This window comes from Halorubrum sp. Ea1 (assembly GCF_002252965.1).
Taxonomy (GTDB): Archaea; Halobacteriota; Halobacteria; order Halobacteriales; family Haloferacaceae; genus Halorubrum.
In genome coordinates this window covers 62553-80489 of sequence record NZ_NHPG01000099.1, presented here as the reverse complement: position 1 = coordinate 80489, position 17937 = coordinate 62553, and the positions used below count along the sequence as shown (strand labels likewise).

Genomic DNA, 17937 nt, shown 5'->3' with positions numbered 1-17937 from the left:
TATCAACATGGCGCGATCCGTTCGACCCCTCGACCCCCGCACTGAACCGCTTGTCCTCCACCCGCGCTGACCAGCCATCTTTTCCGAAGCCAGTGGCGAATCAACCGGGGGTACCAATCCGTTACTTGACAGACACCAACAATTAAGTAGGATATTTGCCATATGCAGGTGATATCGGGTAGTTGCCCCGCTGAGGCGGCAACAGCCGTGGATTCGACGGATCCGCAGGCGGATGTTGGACGCGCAGCGTGTTCGCAGACGTGGTGGCCGCGACAACCACGATCGGGTGATTACGCATGGATTCAGTGTGTCAATTCGTCACGGCATCATCGATCCGGGAGGACATCGTCCGGCTGCTCGCGAACCAACCGCAGCCGACACCGAAACTGATCGAGAAGCTTGACGCCTGCCGCTCCGGCGTCTACAAAGAACTGGCGAATCTCAAACAACGCGGCGCGCTCGCCGAGGCCGAAGACGGCTGGCAACTGACCGCGTGCGGACAACTCGTGACGGACACGATCGCACGTCGGCAGGCGACCGAAGCGTTCCTCGACGAGGACATCGAGTACTGGCAACACCACGACCTCGAACTGCTGCCCGACCAGTTCCGGCGACGGTTACCCGATATCAGCGAGTACGACGTCGTTCGCGGCGACATGCCGGCCGCCGACAAACACGTCTCCGCGTTCGTTTCACGAATCGAAGCCGGCGAGGAACCGGACGTCCTCGCCCCGGTCTTCGTCCGAGGCCTCGACGACGCCATTCCGGACGATCCAAACACCCGGGTGCTCGTTACAAGTGAGGTCCGCGACCGGCTCCTCGGGACCGTCGGGAGCGAACCCGAACGAGAGCGAGCGTTCCTGAACGCCCAAGTCAGAGTCGTCTCCGCCGATTTCGGCCTCGGTCGCACTGCCAGATCGCTGTGTCTCGTCTTCCCGAGCCGGGGTGACGGGGAGTGGCGAGCGACGCTTGTCTCGGAAACGAACGCGGCGATTCAATGGGGAGAGGAACTCTTCGAAGCGCTGTGGGCGGATGCAGACCCCATCGACGAGCCCGAGGAGGACTCGTTTGAGCTGACCGGGCGACGCGGCATGGTCGGCCGAACCAGATCCAGCGATTCACGGTCACCGTACTAACCGAGCGGCTCCCCTCGTCTCACCCTCAACACACCAACCGGTGGGCGCGGCCCGTCGCCGTCTGGCAGGCGCTTCGGGGCCGGCACCGCGGACGTGTCGCCGCACCTAGCCGGCTGTGTCATGCTGCGTCTCAGACGGTCCCCGGGATCCAGACGCCGGTCGGGACGATGCCCGCAATGTGGAGGACACCCACCAGGACCGTCCAGACGACGATGGAGATCGCCGGCGGGTCGAAGTGGGTCCGGCCGTGAGCGTAGAAGATCCGCTGCCCTACTTCACCGATCAGCGCGGCCAGCACCCCGAAGAGCCCGGCGGCGACCAGCGCAGCCCCGGCTGAGAGTCCCGCGAGGGCTGCGTCACCCGACGCGGTCAGAGCGACGAACACCGTCCCGCCGGCCAGCGTCATGTGGTGTGTCGCCGGGACCTTCTCGACCCCGAGGTTCAAGAACAGCAGCGACGCGGCACTGATCCCGAACCCGAGGAACGGACTCCCGGTCCGGAACGCGACGTACCCGGACGCGAGACCCGCCACGAGGCCGATCGCGGCCACTTGGTGCCACTTGTACATGTGTCCCAGCCACGGCTCGGTAGCCAACCACTCGGCTTTCGGGACGCCACCGTTTTCGACGCGGTTACCGCCGGCGACCGGCTCACCGCCGTCGGTGACCGCGCCGACCTTCTCGCCGTGTTCGAACGGGCTCATGTCGAGGATGTTACTGCCGCGGACGTCGCCGATGATGTCGTAGCCGAACGCCACCCGGTGGACGACTGCGCTGGCACAGATGGCCAGCGGGATCGGGTCAACCGGGACCAGCAGCTGCCGGGAGAGTTGCTCCACCGCGATACCGAACAGACCGAACACGCCACCGACCGCCAGCACGTCGACCTTGCATCCGAGCGCGGTCGCGATGTCCTTGCCGTTGTGGTAGCCGTCTTCGGCCCCGATGTATCCCTTCTTCCCGGCGTACGCCGCCGCGGCCGCACCCCCTGCAAAGGAGATGTGCGGTCCAAACACGTGCCCGAAGCCGATACCCACGAGTCCGACTGAATCACCTGTCGGCGCCCCAATGACGCCTGCCGCGGCGCCGGCGATGACGAGGAAGCCGGTGAACGCGAACGCCGGTAGCGCACCGATAGCCGCCCCGAACGCACCGCCGGCGAACGCGCCGAGCCATATCGGGGGGTCGCCGAGCGCGTCGAAGACGGCGTCGAACGACCCGCCGAAGGCACCCTGCAGGACCACCTCAGTGGCCACGTCGATGGGCATACTCACTCACCCCCTGCCTCATCGACCGTCGTCTGCCCATGGGGTTCGAGAGCCGTGTCGTGCTCTTCCCGTGGCGGTGTCCGTTCAGCTGCACAGTACCTCGTCCCGTCGTTTCGGGGTTCCCCGAGCACACGTGTGTGATCACGAGGCATACCGATATCATTGACAGACATACACATTAAATTACTGTCAATTACGAATAGACCTATAGAGCGCAGATAGAACGATTTACGCCGCGTACAACGATCTATTCTTCATAAAATTAGACATATATTATAAGCGAGAAGTATCGCATGACAACCACCACCGACGATCTACCACGAATGCTGTTCAAATGAGCACGCTACACAGCACATGGACAGCGTAACCTCACACCACGTCTCAGCAACGACCCTCAACGGCATTCAATCGCTGCTCCTTCGGATCGGTGACCGACAAATCGCTTACAGCCACCACATTCAACCACACCACCGTAGTGACAACTCCCTATCCAGCACGCATATCAAAACTACCACACGTAGCGAACATATGATTTTATAGATAGCTATCAATGATATTTTATGGCAGTTATTTTTTAAGGAAAATTACTTGTCGCCATCGGTCTCCGCCGCGTCAGCGTCGGGTGAAGATGATCCCAACGGCTTAGTGAGAGGTGAGGTCCGGCGGTCGCAATTATCTGTGAATAAAACTGGGATAGACCAGCGGATAGCTCGATACGGCCAGTCAACGGGGTGACCGCACGTTTCTATAATCGGCCGCCACCGTCTTGATCTGGGTCATCTGTTCGATAGTGTACTTTCCACCGAGTCGCCCCTTTCCGCTTCGCTTGCCTGAGTGACCGCCGAAAGGGGGCGCGAATCTCCCAGTACGCGCTGCCGTCGTTGACGTTCACGAAACAGCAGCTCTACCTCCCACCGGCACCGATACAGGGTTGCTAGATCCGACGGGAGAAGCTCTTCTCGTGGGAGGTTCGTGATGTACGGGTGATAGTCGTCGGCGTCCTCGTTGCGGACGCCGACGACGCGGAATCGCCTCGTATCTAACGAGCGGGTGCCGTTGTACGGTTCCAGTTTGAACTCTACGTCCACTTCTACGTCGATACACGTGCGGTAGAGATCGTCTACAACGTTGTGGATCTGCTTTCCCTCCAAGCGAATGGCGTCGCCACGGTATTCGCGGAGTTCCTCTGTTATCACCGGGTTTGCGTTCTGTTTCAGTCGGCTGACGAAGTAGCCGTCATTCTCGCAGATCCGTGCCAACCGGCGGTGCCCGAAATCCGCCAAATCAAAGGGTATGAGCCGTCCTTGCAGCCTCGACCCGGTCTTGAACACGAGACGGCGCTTCGTAACCGAGTTGTGTCGCGTACTGTCCGTGAACTCCGAAGCCACTACCTGTTCGATTTCTGCTCCTGATCGGGGTGATCCGAAATGAACACGCTCGTGTCGTCCGGGACGTCGTCGGTCACCCAGGCGTTCGCACCGATGCTCACGTGGTCGCCGATTTCTATCGTCCCGAGTACGTTGCTTCCGGCACCGATGACGACGTGATCGCCGATGTCGGGATGACGCTTATAATCTTTCGCCAGCATGTGGTCCTCACCCTCTTCCTCCTCGAAGTGGAGTGCGCCGAGAGTGACGTTCTGGTAGATCCGGACCCAGTCGCCGACCGTCGCTGTCTCGCCGATGACGACCCCGGTCCCGTGGTCGATGAAAAAATACTCACCGATCTCCGCACCTGGATGGATGTCGATGCCCGTCTCGACCTTCGAGTACTCGGCGAGTTCGCGAGCGTACTCGAAGCTGTCCTCCTCGTAGAGGATGTGCGCCACCCTGTGGGTCATGATCGCGTGGAATCCGGGATACGACCGGATGATCTCACAGTTGCTCTTTGCTGCGGGATCGCCCTTATACGCGGCCTCGACATCCTTTTCGAGGGTCCGTCGAATCGCCGGCAACCGGTCGAGCGTCCGTTCGACGATCGCGGTCAAATCGTCTGCGTCACGATCCGAATAGGCCGTGATACCCGTGTGTATGCAGCTGCCGAGCTCGGTCAGGCGGGCACGAGTTTCGTCGGGATCGTCCAGCAGCTCCGTCGCGTTCCAGCATCGGGGAAACAGGAGCTGTTTGAGGAGAGGTGGTTCATCACGCAGAGAATCGCGGGGAGGATAGACCCGCGAGGTGTCACTCGGGAGGGACGATTCGCCTGCTCGATAGGACTCGACGAGGTCTTCGTGGACGTCGCCGGTGTACTCGTACGCCATCTGTTGGTGTTGAGGCTGGCGAGTAAAGTTAGTTCTTCCACTTCGCACGTGTCTGTTGATCTAGGGGCCTGACAATCGAGTTAGCACTGTACTGGAAGTCTATCGATATGTGATCCCTCTGTACTTGTTATCTACTGAATCTATTCTCTGTACTTATCAGTCAATTTTTATAAACTATTGGATATTTCAACGGAACTATAGTTTACTCTGTGAAAATTTTGTGGTGGTGAGTACGCTATGAGTCGATGACGCGTTCGATATCGTCGTCGATGTCGTCTCGGGCCTTGGCGCTCGTGACGAGGCTTACAGCGATCATTACGACGATAGCAACGAGGAGCGTGAGCGCTTCTGCTGCGGAGCCGTGCGGGAGCGAGAAGCCGTAGAACTGGACGGCGACCGCTAGACCGAGGTTCCCGAATAGCGCGACTACACCGGCGGCTATCGCACCTTCCGTGGTCGCGCCTTTCCAGTTCAAACCGATCCCGAGCAGTCAGAATGGAGTTTTGACGGGTGATTCGGAATCATGTCAAATTAAGTATCGGTTCCAGCAGACGGCGAAGGCTCGGAGCCATACTTCTGCCGCGGTCGGCTTCGCGTTTCTGAACATATATGTTAGCAAAGAAGATTGCTGTTTTATCTTTCTAATAATATATTCAACAGCGTTCCGATTTCCACGGTGAGTGATCTGAAATTGGAGCGAGATTCGTGAGAGTGCAGCTGTGAGATGTCCGCTAGCATCACGAGAAACAGCGCATCGTCAAAGTGGTGTCTTTTCTGAGATCGCGGATAACATCGGCGTAGACTGTTAGGTTTGGACAGAAGATACGTAAATTGGTGGAATTCGTTGTATAAACATTTACCGCAGCATACAGCCAGAGTCTGTCTGAGTCTGTCTGAGTCGATCTGAATCACAGTCTCATCAATTACGACGCGATTCGGGCCCGCACCGTCAGATGGCTGTAGATTGGCATTCCGAATCCGGTCGTGAATTGTTGTTCAGCTTCGCTCGACGCCTAAAATATAAATATATTTATTAGTGTTTAAAATTGGTAGTTTGGCGAGATGGAGCTGAATACCGTTTTCGACGATCTCGTCGGTGTCCGCTCTCGCTGCATAAACTCCAAACCGATCCATTCAGTAGAGCCGTCGAGGCAACTGAATTCGGACATGGATTATTCGAAACACCGATCGCCTCGTTTTTGATTTAATATCGTCGTTTTCGGACATAGATTACTTTGAAAACGTTCCGCCTCGCCTTTCAATTCTTATCTGAACATCGCCGGGCACGGAAAGCTACGTTGATTAGTTGTCCCCGAGAATCATACGTTCGATAGCCCCCCAAGTTGATTGAGTTGTCGACGGCAAGTATTCACCAGCATTACACCGTTCCCTACAGTACAGTTGGTCATGGTTTCCGAAGGTGATCGCGCACCCGACTTTACTGTCCCGCTGGCCGGTGGCAATGGCTACGATGATGTTTCCGAGTTCACACTTTCAGAGGTGATGGGAGACGGACCAATTGTGCTCGCGTTCGTCCCAGGCGCGTTCACGAGCGGCTGTACCGAGGAGATGTGTACATTCGGGAATGAATTAGGCTCTTTTGAGGCGCTCGACGCCGCGATATACGGCATCAGCGTCGACCTCCCGTTTGCCCAAAACGTCTGGATAGCACAGGAGGGGTTCAACATTCCGATGCTCTCGGACTGGGACCACGAGCTTATCCGGATGTTCGATGTCGTCTCTGAGAATATGTACGGGTCGATCGAATCCGCCCAGCGAAGTGTCTTCATTATCAATTCGGACGGAGTCGTCACGTATCGGTGGGTCCGTGAGAATGGGAACCCCAAGTTCGATTCGTTCATCGATGACATCCGAGAACGAGTGAAAGAGGCGGTTTGATAGCGATTTCATTTATGACTACACGGTTGGCTAGCAACCTCCGTCGCACTGCCGACCGTATCCGGCGTACGGCCTGATGTACGAGTCTGTGATGAGCCCTCCCGTGAACGGAAGTGTTACATTCCATTCATGAGATGTAATCGCATGGATTTAGGGCTTGACGGAGCATCGGTGTTCGTAGCCGCGGGAAGCAAAGGGCTCGGACTGGGGGCGGCCACGCAGTTCGCTGCGGAGGGAGCGAACGTAACGGTTGCCTCCCGCAGCGCACATAACCTTGCTCGTGCTCGCGAGGCGATACTCGACGAGACCGGCTGTGACGAGCATGCGGTGCTCACTGTCGAGATGGACCTCGCTGACCGCAATGAGATCGAGTCCGGAATCGCAGCGGCAACAACGGAGTTTGGCGGGCTTGACGTGCTGGTAACCAATCACGGCGGTCCGGATAACACCTCTTTCGAGGAGACTTCCTTGGAGAAGTTCGATCGAGGATACAACGACGTCCTCCGGAGCACGGTGGTTCAGTGCAAGGCCGCTCTCCCCCGGCTTCGGGATGGTGGCGGCGCGGTCACACACCTTGTCGCCGCCTCTGCGGCGGAACCGACGCCGCACGGTACTCTTGGAAACGTGTTTCGACCGGGTATCTACGGACTCTCGAAGACTCTCGCCAATGAGGAGGGGGAAAATGGAGTCCGATCGAACTGCGTCGCCCCTCGTGGTGTACTCTCTGACCGGATCGAGTCGAAAATCGCTGCACGGGCCGAGCGCGAGGGGGTAACAGAGGCGGCGGTGCGCGAACTTCGCGTTGAGGCGCTCCCACTTCCGGAGATGGGCACAATTGAGGAGTTCGGCAAGGCAGTCGCCTTCGTCTCCTCACAGGCCGCATCCTACATCACTGGGTCGGTGTTACCCGTTGACGGCGGGTGGAGTTCGCGTCTCCTGTAGTTTAGCGGTGAGCATTCGCCGATCACCGTAGCTCCCATAGTGACTGTAATAATGGGATCTATTTTCAATCCATTACTCTTCTGGAACCAGCGTCGGTGTCGGATAAGTCCCGCCGTTGACGTGTAATACTTGTCCAGTCACGAACGACGCGGCGTCCGACGCGAGGAAGCAACACGCGTTGGCCACCTCCTCAACCTCTCCGAGTCGTCCGAGTGGGGTCGAACGGATTATTTCCCGCTCGATCCGCTCCCACTCATCAGTCCGGGTCCGGTTAACGTCAATGAGACCCGGCGAGACCCCGTTCACGCGGATCTCATCTGAACCCAATTCGGTTGCCAACTGGCGTATTTGTCCTTCGATTCCTAGCTTTGAACCGTACGAGAGGGCATGCCCGTGCTTGCCGAGGTACACCATCGCCCCGATCAGGTTCACGACTGAGCCCCCTCCCTGAGCCTTCATGTCTGGAACGACCGCCTGCGTCGTCTGGAACACGCCCCTGAAATTAATGTCGAGCACGCGATCAATGTCCTCTGTCTCTACCTCAAGAAACGGTTTCGACGGACGGTAGGTCGCGTTGTTCACGAGAACGTCGATTGGGCCGAGTTGATCGCGGATATCGTCAACTACCGACTTGACGTCGTCCGGATCACCGATGTCACCGAGCGCGACTGCGGCTTCGCTACCGGCTTCTTGAACGCGACGTGCAGTTTCCTCACATCCCTCCTTGTCGGTCCGGGCAGTGACCCCCACATCGGCTCCGGCCTCCGCGAGTCGGACTGCCGTCGATCGACCGATATTCCGACTTGACCCGGTGACGAGAGCGGTTCTTCCGGTCAGATCCATGTTTGACTCACCTCGAATCCCCCCGATCGTTCAAGCGTTATTCGACTAGACATCGAACTCTGTTTGGTAGTCGGTCGCGTCAAGTCGGTCCTCCCGAAGGGGCCAGAATGCGAGTAGGCGCGCTGGGTCCTCGGAGACGGCGCGAGACGCGTGTGGGACTTCCGGTGGTATCTCTACCGCGTCGTGGATGCCAAGTGAGACCCGCTCTCCATCAACGAGGAAGTCGACTTCCCCTTCGATAACGACGGTCATCTGCTCCCACGGATGACTGTGCTGTGGCTTGTCTTCTCTCTCGGGCCCGATCGTAGTCATGCCGACCATTTGGTCGACACCCCGGAAGACCACCTGCTCGAACCCAAGTCCCTCCTTCGCGATAGGGGAATCAGCAAGATTGTGCACTGACGGGATTTCGGACGGGTCGTATCTGCGTACCATGCCACATGGAGTAACGAGACGAACTTAAAAAGTAGGTCAATGAGGTGCTCCAGATACAGAATGCAGATTTTTATCTCCTGTTCGTCTGAGTGGAAAATAATCCCCGATGGTTGGAATAACGCTCCGATCCATCGACTGCGAATCCGGACGGTTAGCCTAGCCGAGTTCGTTGATGCTCTCGACGACGGCGTCGGCGAACTCGCTGGTCGCGAGCTTCTCGCCGCCCTCGATCTGTCGGTGGAGGTCGTAGGTGAATCTCTCTTAGCTTGTGCCGTCTGCGCTCAGACGGGGTGTGGTCCGTTTGTAGGGCTAAAACTGACGAGCGAGAAACGAGGGAGCACGCAGAACGGGTGTGTCGCCAGTCAGGTGCGTCTGGCGACCAGTTGCTTGAGTTTGGGTCCAATGAACGGGCCGAGTAAGACGACGACGATCGCGATAACCAACATCAGCGAAAGCGGTTTGCTAACAAAGATCCCGAGCGAACCGCCCGAGAGCTGGAGCGACCGGAGGAGATTCTGCTCGGCAATCGGCCCGAGGACGATTCCTAAGACGAATGCAACCATTGAGAAGTTGTGCTTGCGCATGTAGTAGCCAATGAATCCCAGTGCCAGGATCGTGAAGACGTCGACCCAGTTGTTCCGAAGCGCCAGGGCGCCGAGCGTCGCGAGCACGAGGATGATCGGGATGATGTAGTTGGTGTCGATCTGCGTCACGTAGCTGAGCTTCGTGATAACGGTGAGGCCCAACACGAGGATGACGATGTTCCCGACGAACAGCGCGATGAACATGCTGTACGTCTTCGGCAGCTGGCTCGTGAACAGGTCCGGGCCGGGAATGAGCCCGTGCATGATGAGCCCACCGAGCAGGACCGCGGTCGAACCGCTCCCCGGGATCCCGAACGAAAGCGTCGGAATGAGCGATCCGCCGACGGTCCCGTTATTCGACGCTTCCGAGGACATAACACCTTTGGGGTTCCCGTTGCCGAACTCCTCCGCGTTCTCCGAGGCCCGCATCGCCTCACCGTACGCGAGGAAGTTCGACACCGACGCCCCTGAGCCCGGAATCGCACCGATACCCATCCCGATGAACGCCGATTTTATTACCGTCACCGGGTGTCGGATGGTCTCTCTGACTCCCTCTCGGAGACTGCCGCTGATGGAGATGTCGGCGTCCGCGATCTCCGTCTGATCGCGGGCGAGTATCAGCATCTCCGTCACGGCGAACAAGCCGATCAGCGCCGCGACGTACGACAGCCCGTCGCGGATCGCGAACCAACCGAACGTGTACCGGAGCGTGGGCTCGACGGGCGCGATACCGATAGTGGTCAGTAGGAGCCCGAAAAAGCCCGCCACGAGCCCCTTCACCATCGACCCCTGTGAGACGATCGTGATCATCGAGAGGCCGAGCAGCGCGATGAGGAAGTACTCGGGCGACCCGAAGAGCAGGACGATCTCGACGAGCACGGGAGAGATCAGGAACAGCGCGATGATAGTGAATAACCCGCCGACCGATGACGCAACCGCCGACATCGCGAGGGCGTTTTTCGCTTTCCCCTGTTTGGACATCGGATAGCCGTCGAACGTCGTCGCCGCCGCCGCCGCGGTACCGGGAACGTTGATGAGGATCGCCGCGATACTTCCCCCGTACATCGCACCGCTGTAGATGCTCACGAGGAGGATGATCGCACTGATCCCGTCGAGGGGAAGCGTCAGCGGGAGGATGATCGCCATCCCGAGCGAGGAACCGATCCCCGGAAGCGACCCGAAGAAGATACCGAGGAGTAGCCCGGCCAACATCAGGCCGATGGTGGGCCACCCGAACGCGATGCCGATCGCTTCGGAGAGGGCGCCGACTGTCGCCATCTACACTACCTCCAAGATTCCGATCTGCAGGAGATCGCCGACGTATACCCCGCGGTCGACCGGAACGATCAGCACGGTGGAGAACGCGTACCCGAGAAGCGTCCCTATTCCGGTCAAGAGCGCGATCATGTACCACGGCTGACCGAACCAGGCGGTGTACGCGACCACGAACAGCGGCGTCATCAGAAACATCGAGAACAGGTAGCTCAGACCGATGTACAACGTGATGAGGACAGCGGTGAACACGGCGGGCGAGAGCGGCCGATCGGGGATGTCCGCCTCCCTCTCCGCCGGAGATCGCTCCTCGTCCTTCTTCGCTTGCACCTCCTCCGTCTCTCGACTCCCGCCGGTGATCGACGTCGAACCGGCCACGACGGTGTAAAACGGCTCCGGGAGGTACTCGCGAATCAAAAGCAGCACCGAGCCGATCAGCGTCGCCGACCCGATGTACCGCGGGAACACCGCCGTCGTTCGGTTCCACTGGAAAGTCTGAATCACCATATAGCCGGAAACGACTATCAAGAATCCGAGGAGAATCTGTTCACTGTCCAAATCACCGAGTTGTTGCCGTACCATGTCAAATTGTGGCATTGTTTTGGGTTGTTATGTAATTTTCGTTTGGTTAGATAGCCCCGGCCGACGGGACCGCTTAGTCGGGGTTCACTTGCCAATCGCAGTCGGTACGTCGCGCGACCACGGGAAATAATTGGGAAACGAGTGGAGGGCGTTCAGTTCGTCGCTTCCCGTAGGGCCTCGAGGTCCACGTTCTCGGGAATCTGTTCGAAGGACTGCTGGAGCACTTCGTCGGCGAACTCCGGCGGGTTGTACTCGATGATGTTGCCGGTCTCCTCGGACCACGACTGGACCGGCTCCGTCTGGAGCGCCTCTTCGACGGCACTTGACATCGTCTGAACCCGCTCGTCCGGCGTGTCGCCCGGCATCCACATACAGCGAGTGAGCTGACCGACGTAGTCGATGTTGGGGTACCCCTGATCGGTCACCGACGCCACGTCGGGGAACACGTTGCTCCCCTGACTTGACAAGACCGCGATCACGTCGACGCGGTCGTCCTCGGCCGCGCTGAGACCGGACGCGTCGGTGGTGACACCGACGGGCACCTCACCGGACGCGACGGCTTGAACCAGCGGGCCACCGCCGTCGTAGCCGACGTAGTTCTCCCAACTCAGGCCGTACTCGTCGTTGTTCTTCATGATCTCGGCGATCACGTTGACGATCCCGCCTCGCTGTTGACCGCCCATGTTGGTGATATCGCCGTTGTCGAACGCCTCGATAGCGTCCGCGAGTTCGCTGAAGCCCTGGTCGGGGTTCGAATACATGACGTACGGCGTCCGGGCGTACCCGCACACTCCGCGAAGCGACGTGAGTTCCCAGTCGTCCGGCGGGTTCAGCAGGTAAGACACCGGCGTGGACGGCGGATTGAATCCACCGAAGGTGTACCCGTCGGGTTCGGCGCGGACCATCTGACCCGCGCCGCGGAGCGACGCCGATCCCGGCACGTTGTTGATCTGGATCGAGACACCGAGGATCTCCGATACCTGCGGCATGATCTGTCGGGCGTACGTGTCGGTCCCGCCGCCTTCGCTGAAGGGAACGATGTACTCGATCCGCTGGTTCGGGTATTCGTCCCCGCCGTCGCCGCCGTCGCTGCCGTCGCTACCGTCGCCGCCGTCGCCGCCGTCGCCGCCGTCGCCGCCGTTGCCCGAACATCCGGCGATGCCGGCTATTGCGATTGTCGATGCCCCACCAGTATATCGCAGGAGTGACCTGCGAGACATGCGGTCATTTGTCATGATCGACCCATTTGATTAGAAAATACAATCATATATAATAGTTTCCATAATTTAAATGGTAGTATATGCGGAACAGATGGTGGAGGGACGACACACCCACGGTAGGTGCCGTCGAAACCCGGATTAACCAACCTCAAAACTCCCCACAGTCGGGACTGAATCTCATCCTAACGATAACTACTCGATGAATGGCCTGCTCCACCACCTTTATCAGATTCTACCGCATCTGTAAATTTCACTCACTGCATGCGAAGCCTGCGAGATGTTGATATTGTACCGGCGATCGGCGTAGCGCTGAGCGTAGTTTGTCTGTACGGAAGCGTCGTAGGGTTCCCGGTTAACGGATTGTCTGCGACCGGTCAGCGCGTACTCGGTTTGTTCTTTTTTGCGCTCGTAATGTGGCTGACGAAGCCCGTTCCCTTTGCGATATCGAGTCTCACGACCGTCGTGCTCCTGTATGTGCTAGGTCTCGTAGACTCGTTCGCCACTGCTGCCAGCGGCTTTTCGTCACGGCTCGTTTTCTTTCTCCTCATTCTCCTGCTTCTCGGAAACACGATCTCCAAGGTCGGGCTGGACCAACTGATCGCGCGACGACTGCTCGTGGCTGACTCGCCAGGAGAGACGATCCGGCTGGCCGCCGCGGGGTTACTCGCACTCTCATTTATGATGCCGTCGGCGCTGGCTCGGACCGTAGCGTTCCTACCCATCTTTGAGGAACTCGACGAACTCTGGGATGTCTCGGACGATGAGAACTTCCTCCTGGACGCTCACCTGATCCTCGGTCACGTCAACCCGGTCGCGTCGATGGGACTGATGACCGGCGGAGGCATGGCGATCCTTTCCTCAGAGTTTATCCGCTCGTCTGTTACTGACATCTCTTGGCTGGACTGGGCAGTGTTAATGCTCCCGCCGACGGTGTTCATTTTTGTCCTCGCGGTTGTGACCATTCTTTTCATCCACCCTGTCGGCGCCGCATCAGTTCCCACACCACGGGAGGAGCGTCCATCTGGAACCGGATTCGACCGGGACCAACGGATCGTCATCGGCGTAATGACCGCGGTTATCTTCCTCTGGATCGTCGGGTCATTTATTGGTATTCCGACTATTTTCCCCCCCACCGCGGCAATCCTCTTTCTCGCGCTACCGGGGATTCGGATCGTTACAGGCGATGACATGACGACGATCAGTTGGGGGATCATCTTCGTCTTCGGGACGATGTTCTCCTTACTCGGCGTACTGGAGTCGTCCGGAGTCCTCTCGTGGGTGATCGGAAACGCGGAGCGTGTGCTTCCGTTCAGCGCACTTCCTCTTTGGCAGACTGTTGCGCTCCTGTTGGCACTGGCGTTCGTCGTCCGGCTGTTCTTCTCGACGGCGTCGGCATCGCTTCTCGTGTTATTTCCCGTAATGCTGCGATTTGCCGAGACGTTCGAGATAAATGCGCTGTTCCTCTCGTTGTCGCTGCTGATGGTGGTCGGCTGCTCGACCGTGTTTCCGTTCAACACGACGACGGTGCTCCTCACCTACGACAAAGGACCGATGTCTTTGATTGACGTGATCGTAACGGGGCTCGTCACGACGGGGTACGCTGTCCTCGCGATCGTGCTCTGCTGGACCCTCTATTGGCCACTGGTCACCTGAGGGAGACCACTAGCGAGGCGACACCGTCGAGAAAATCGAAGTTAATCGTGGATTGAACCTCTGCCGACGCTACAGAAACTTCTCGGTGAGGAGACGACCGTTTTCGACGACGGTCTCGCCGTCCAGCTCGACCGTCGGCGTGCGAACGACGCCGTCCAGATGAATGTCGCTCTTTCTGGTCCCGCCGAGCGACTCGTTGTCGCCGATAGCGAAGTGAACCGTCCCGCTCCGCTTTTTGTCCTCAGCGAGGTTGCCGATGAGCTTCGCCTTCGGGTTCGTCCCCATCGCGAACTCGGCGAGGTTCCCGGCGTTCTCGTCGCTGCGTTCGATCAATTCACGGAGCTCGTCGGCCTGACTGCCGCCGTCGACGTCTGCAACGAAGCCGTCTTCGATCTCCAAGGTGACCGGCTCGTCGAGCTGGCCGAGGCTGTCCATCGACACGTCGACGACGATGGTCCCGTTCGCCGTGTCCTCCTTCGGGTGGGTCGGGGACTCGCCCGGGGGAAGCGTGGCGAATCCCTCCGCCTCGTGATAGTATCCGTCGAGCGAGAACGCGCTACATCCGTCGACGCTGAAACTAATGTCGGTTCCCTGTTTGCTTGTGACGCGAACCTCGGAGGCGGCGTCGTGGACGTCTCGAAGCCCCTCGGTGATGCGGCGGAGTTCCTCGAAGTCTACCGTCATCGCGCCCTCAACCATCATTTCCTCTGTGACGCCGCGTAGGATTCCGAATCGAGTTCCTGCCTCGGCGGCGCGTAGCCGCGATCGGGTGTGCGTGATCGCGTGCGTGGTGCACGTGAACGCCACATCTGCAGCGGCCATGGCGTCGGCGACGACGTCCGGTGGCTCGTTTCCATGGCTCTCCAGAAGTGGCATCACCGACATCGTTGTCGTCGCGCCGGCGGCGTTAGCTGCCGTCGCGATGTTTCGGCCGACGCCGACCTTTCGAGCGTCCGTGATAACGAGGACCTCCTCGTCGGGTTTGATGTCAAGACACTCCTCTACGACTGAGGTGGACGCGTCGATCATCTCCAAGTCAAGCATTTGCTCAGGCATACGGCCTACTTATCTCCGGGACCGCGCTTAAATCTATGCGTGACTCAAACAGCGTTGCGAGTTCAGCTCTGACGGCTCGGTAGCGACGGACGACCAATCCACGGTGTTGAGAGGGACTCCGTCCGGACGGATACGGATCGGCAGTGGAGTGTGGTCTATCTGGGGAGCTGTGAGGTCTACGACTCCGTCGAAAGGTGGATAACCGCGAGGATGAGGCAGGCGACTGCTAAACAGCCCACGAAGCCTCCGAAGGCGAGCCTGTAGTTCCACCGTGTGGCAACTACACCGACGTACGTGGGTGCGAAGCTCCCAATCCCGGTCCAGATGGTCTTCATCGCCCCGAGGTCCCCGGCCATGCTATCATCCGGAAACAGACCGATGAGGTACGCCTGCATGACCGGAGGGTAGGCGCGGAGCCCGGTCGCGACGACGACGACGCCGACGACAGCTATGACGACGTTTCCTGACGTGATCAAGACGACGAGGCCGACAATGGCGACGGCAGTCGCAACGACCCCGACAAATATGCGAGAGATTGCGTCCCCAAGTCGACCCGCGAGCGGCCCGACGATAATCGCGATGACGAAGACCGATGCAAAGGCCACTCCCGCCAAAGTGGGACTAAACGATTTTTCGACTCGCAAGAATGTCGGCAGGAAGCCGAGAAATCCTTGCCAAGCAAAAGAAACGCAGACATACGCGAGAAGCAGCGATCTCGCACGCGAGACAGCAAACACCCGACGGCTCGTGCCGCCGAGTTCAAGGGAGACACGACCGACCACCCACTCACCGTCGGCCCATCGCACCAGCGCGAACAGCACGACGGCGAGGACGCCGATGACCGGGAGAAACGAGAGCTGCCAGACGCCGACCGAGACGGCGGCGAGCGTGACGCCTGCGGCCGCACCCGCGCCAATGGAGCCGGATGCTGACTGAATACCGAAAACGTGGCCACGGCGCTCGCCGAAGACGTCTGTCAGAAGTGCCCGGGACGGAACGAAGTACAGTCCGGCGCCGAGCCCCACGAAGACGAAGCCAATGAGGAGTCCAGCGTATGTGGAGACCACGCTAAGCACGAGGAAGCCGACCACGAGGGTAGCGAGACTCACCGTGAGCACTGTCTTCCGCGAGAGCGCGTCCGAGAGACGACCGCCGGGATACTGACTGAGTGCGTAGACGAGCCACATAACGGTGAGGCCGAATCCCGCTGTCGATGGCGATATCTGCAGATCGTCGATGAGTGTCGGGATCAGCGGCGGGATGGCTTCTCGTCCGAGTCGAACCGCGAGCCATCCCGCCGAGAGGGCGATAAGTATCCGCCCGTCGGCGCCTGCCCAGACGGAGCGGTCGTTGGTTGACACGTCGGCCACGATGAGACACCCACACTTGGTAGTAGAGTTCCCGGCAATTGGAGCAAACTGTCGCGCTCCGAGGGGCCATTCACGCCGTTGCTGTCGCTCGCAGCGAAACCTATATTCGTCGCTTGCGCCTCGTCGTGGATATGTCGGACACGCCACAGCCCATTGGTCAAGGGTCTGTTCCGGGCGTACTGTTTCGCGGTGGCACCAGCAAGGGGTTCTTCGTCCGAGAAGGTATCCTCCCCGAGCCCGGGCCGCTCCGCGACGAGCTCGTATTGGAGCTGTTCGGTTCCCCGGATCCGCTCCAGGTCGACGGTATTGGTGGCGCGAAATCTCACACGAGTAAGCTCATGATCGTCGGGCCGGCGGACCGTGAGAACGTCGACGTGGCCTACACGTTCGGGCAGGTCGCTGTCGAGGATCCCGTCGTCGACTGGGGCGGTAACTGCGGTAATCTTACGGGCGCCATCGGTGCGTTCGCCGTCCACCAAGGCATCGTCCGTGTCGAACCGCCCGCCGCCGATCTCACCCTCGTCAACACCAACACCGACACCGTAATCGACCAGACCGTTCCCGTGACTTCCCACGGACTCGACGTCTACGGCGACTACGCGATCGACGGTGTGCCCGGAACGGGCCCCCAGATCCCCTCTCGCTTCCGCGACCCAGCCGGCGGTGTTACCAGCGCGTTGTTTCCGACGGGGACAACGACCGAACAGGTCACCCTCGAGGGAGCCGATCGGGACGGTAGTGACCTCAGCGTGACCTGCTCCGTCGCCGACGTGGGGAATCCCTGCGTCTTCCTGCGGGCGGCCGATTTAGGTCTCGATGGAACCGAACTGCCGAAGGAGCTATCGGAGACGCCAGGACTGCTTGACGAGCTCGAACGGATCCGCGGCGTCGTCTGCGAGCGGATCGGGCTGGTGGACGACGCGTCGCGCTCGCGTAGCGAATCGCCTGCGGTCCCGCAGATCGCTGTCGTCTCTGAACCGCAGTCGTACGACTCCTCCGTGGAAACACACGTCTCAGCAGACGAGATCGACATTACGGCTCGAATCGTCACCTCTGGGACGCCTCACCACGCCTACGCCGTGACCGGTGCAATGTGTCTCGCTGCGACGGCGTCCCTGCCGGGAACGGTCCCGAACGAAGCCGTCCGTTCCCCGACGGACGGTTCGGTTACTATCGGCCATCCTAAAGGGAAGATAGAGATCGGTGTGGAAGTTGCTGCAGATGAGACGCGGTATACTCGTAGTGGGGACACTGACGATGGAGCAGGCCCCCGAATTGAGGCAGTTACGGTTAGGCGGACCGCTCGCCCGTTGTTGGTCGGCGAGGCGCAGTACCGCTATATCGGTAGCCTGTCACAGCTCAGTCCGGACACGTCAGAATGATCGATCGTCCCGCTGGAGGGCGGGGCACTTATTTTC

Annotated in this window: 15 protein-coding genes and 1 pseudogene; 5 read left to right on the top strand and 11 right to left on the bottom strand. The window is 59.4% G+C overall.

Features of this window, described 5'->3' with window-relative positions; all coding sequences use genetic code 11:
- Positions 1 to 296: 296 nt before the first annotated feature.
- Positions 297 to 1136, top strand: coding sequence for a winged helix-turn-helix domain-containing protein (locus tag DJ73_RS12125; protein WP_094558088.1), 840 nt, complete (start codon positions 297 to 299; stop codon positions 1134 to 1136).
- Positions 1137 to 1266: 130 nt separating this feature from the next.
- Here the strand turns inward: DJ73_RS12125 and DJ73_RS12120 are convergent, their stop codons facing one another.
- The 4 genes and pseudogenes from DJ73_RS12120 to DJ73_RS12105 all read right to left on the bottom strand — a co-directional run bounded on the left by DJ73_RS12120 (position 1267) and on the right by DJ73_RS12105 (position 5138).
- On the bottom strand, positions 1267 to 2403 hold the full coding sequence (locus DJ73_RS12120) for a hypothetical protein (protein WP_176451130.1): 1137 nt from the start codon (positions 2401 to 2403) through the stop codon (positions 1267 to 1269).
- Positions 2404 to 3290: 887 nt separating this feature from the next.
- Positions 3291 to 3734, bottom strand: a pseudogene (locus tag DJ73_RS12115) (transposase); the annotation flags it as partial.
- 56 nt (positions 3735 to 3790) lie between these two features.
- The gene (gene epsC, locus DJ73_RS12110; RefSeq protein ID WP_094558087.1) at positions 3791 to 4663 is read right to left on the bottom strand and encodes a serine O-acetyltransferase EpsC; all 873 of its coding nucleotides are present in this window, start codon (positions 4661 to 4663) and stop codon (positions 3791 to 3793) included.
- Between the two features lie 235 nt (positions 4664 to 4898).
- Positions 4899 to 5138: a hypothetical protein gene (locus DJ73_RS12105; RefSeq protein WP_094558086.1), complete on the bottom strand. Its 240-nt coding sequence runs from the start codon at positions 5136 to 5138 to the stop codon at positions 4899 to 4901.
- Between the two features lie 932 nt (positions 5139 to 6070).
- Between DJ73_RS12105 and DJ73_RS12095 the strand changes: the two genes are divergently transcribed.
- Positions 6071 to 6562, top strand: a complete 492-nt coding sequence (locus tag DJ73_RS12095; protein ID WP_094558085.1) for a redoxin domain-containing protein — start codon at positions 6071 to 6073, stop codon at positions 6560 to 6562.
- A 144-nt stretch (positions 6563 to 6706) separates the two neighbouring features.
- Positions 6707 to 7504, top strand: coding sequence for an SDR family oxidoreductase (locus DJ73_RS12090; RefSeq protein WP_094558084.1), 798 nt, complete (start codon positions 6707 to 6709; stop codon positions 7502 to 7504).
- A 72-nt stretch (positions 7505 to 7576) separates the two neighbouring features.
- Here DJ73_RS12090 and DJ73_RS12085 read toward each other — a convergent pair whose 3' ends face one another.
- From DJ73_RS12085 to DJ73_RS12065, 5 genes are all read right to left on the bottom strand, one after another.
- On the bottom strand, positions 7577 to 8347 hold the full coding sequence (locus DJ73_RS12085) for an SDR family NAD(P)-dependent oxidoreductase (protein ID WP_094558083.1): 771 nt from the start codon (positions 8345 to 8347) through the stop codon (positions 7577 to 7579).
- 45 nt (positions 8348 to 8392) lie between these two features.
- Positions 8393 to 8782, bottom strand: a complete 390-nt coding sequence (locus tag DJ73_RS12080) for a cupin domain-containing protein (protein ID WP_094558082.1) — start codon at positions 8780 to 8782, stop codon at positions 8393 to 8395.
- A 362-nt stretch (positions 8783 to 9144) separates the two neighbouring features.
- Positions 9145 to 10644 carry a tripartite tricarboxylate transporter permease gene (locus DJ73_RS12075; RefSeq protein ID WP_094558081.1) on the bottom strand — a complete coding sequence of 500 codons (1500 nt, stop codon included), beginning with the start codon at positions 10642 to 10644 and terminating at the stop codon, positions 9145 to 9147.
- Entirely contained in the window at positions 10645 to 11220 is a 576-nt protein-coding gene (locus DJ73_RS12070; protein WP_254921643.1) for a tripartite tricarboxylate transporter TctB family protein, read from the bottom strand. It abuts the gene before it with no gap.
- A gap of 152 nt (positions 11221 to 11372) precedes the next feature.
- A complete protein-coding gene (locus tag DJ73_RS12065) occupies positions 11373 to 12440 on the bottom strand; it encodes a tripartite tricarboxylate transporter substrate binding protein (protein ID WP_176451128.1) in 1068 nt (355 codons plus the stop codon).
- A 261-nt stretch (positions 12441 to 12701) separates the two neighbouring features.
- On the opposite strand from DJ73_RS12065, the gene DJ73_RS12055 reads away from it, so the two are divergent.
- Entirely contained in the window at positions 12702 to 14093 is a 1392-nt protein-coding gene (locus DJ73_RS12055) for an SLC13 family permease (protein ID WP_094558078.1), read from the top strand.
- A 69-nt stretch (positions 14094 to 14162) separates the two neighbouring features.
- Here the strand turns inward: DJ73_RS12055 and DJ73_RS12050 are convergent, their stop codons facing one another.
- Together DJ73_RS12050 and DJ73_RS12045 are read right to left on the bottom strand one after the other, a co-directional pair.
- The gene (locus DJ73_RS12050) at positions 14163 to 15149 is read right to left on the bottom strand and encodes an aminopeptidase (protein WP_094558077.1); all 987 of its coding nucleotides are present in this window, start codon (positions 15147 to 15149) and stop codon (positions 14163 to 14165) included.
- Positions 15150 to 15325: 176 nt separating this feature from the next.
- Positions 15326 to 16510 carry an MFS transporter gene (locus DJ73_RS12045; protein WP_176451127.1) on the bottom strand — a complete coding sequence of 395 codons (1185 nt, stop codon included), beginning with the start codon at positions 16508 to 16510 and terminating at the stop codon, positions 15326 to 15328.
- A gap of 140 nt (positions 16511 to 16650) precedes the next feature.
- On the opposite strand from DJ73_RS12045, the gene DJ73_RS12040 reads away from it, so the two are divergent.
- Entirely contained in the window at positions 16651 to 17901 is a 1251-nt protein-coding gene (locus DJ73_RS12040) for a 2-methylaconitate cis-trans isomerase PrpF family protein (RefSeq protein ID WP_094558075.1), read from the top strand.
- The last annotated feature ends 36 nt before the right edge of the window (positions 17902 to 17937 follow it).

What these genes read in the sequence shown, in the direction of transcription:
- DJ73_RS12050 (WP_094558077.1), bottom strand. Translation starts at nt 15,149, where the DNA reads ATGCCTGAGCAAATGCTTGACTTGGAGATGATCGACGCGTCCACCTCA.
- DJ73_RS12055 (WP_094558078.1), top strand. Translation starts at nt 12,702, where the DNA reads ATGCGAAGCCTGCGAGATGTTGATATTGTACCGGCGATCGGCGTAGCG.
- DJ73_RS12090 (WP_094558084.1), top strand. Translation starts at nt 6,707, where the DNA reads ATGGATTTAGGGCTTGACGGAGCATCGGTGTTCGTAGCCGCGGGAAGC.
- DJ73_RS12085 (WP_094558083.1), bottom strand. Translation starts at nt 8,347, where the DNA reads ATGGATCTGACCGGAAGAACCGCTCTCGTCACCGGGTCAAGTCGGAAT.
- DJ73_RS12070 (WP_254921643.1), bottom strand. Translation starts at nt 11,220, where the DNA reads ATGGTACGGCAACAACTCGGTGATTTGGACAGTGAACAGATTCTCCTC.
- DJ73_RS12075 (WP_094558081.1), bottom strand. Translation starts at nt 10,644, where the DNA reads ATGGCGACAGTCGGCGCCCTCTCCGAAGCGATCGGCATCGCGTTCGGG.
- DJ73_RS12065 (WP_176451128.1), bottom strand. Translation starts at nt 12,440, where the DNA reads ATGTCTCGCAGGTCACTCCTGCGATATACTGGTGGGGCATCGACAATC.
- DJ73_RS12080 (WP_094558082.1), bottom strand. Translation starts at nt 8,782, where the DNA reads ATGGTACGCAGATACGACCCGTCCGAAATCCCGTCAGTGCACAATCTT.
- DJ73_RS12040 (WP_094558075.1), top strand. Translation starts at nt 16,651, where the DNA reads ATGTCGGACACGCCACAGCCCATTGGTCAAGGGTCTGTTCCGGGCGTA.
- DJ73_RS12120 (WP_176451130.1), bottom strand. Translation starts at nt 2,403, where the DNA reads ATGCCCATCGACGTGGCCACTGAGGTGGTCCTGCAGGGTGCCTTCGGC.
- DJ73_RS12125 (WP_094558088.1), top strand. Translation starts at nt 297, where the DNA reads ATGGATTCAGTGTGTCAATTCGTCACGGCATCATCGATCCGGGAGGAC.
- DJ73_RS12095 (WP_094558085.1), top strand. Translation starts at nt 6,071, where the DNA reads ATGGTTTCCGAAGGTGATCGCGCACCCGACTTTACTGTCCCGCTGGCC.
- epsC (WP_094558087.1), bottom strand. Translation starts at nt 4,663, where the DNA reads ATGGCGTACGAGTACACCGGCGACGTCCACGAAGACCTCGTCGAGTCC.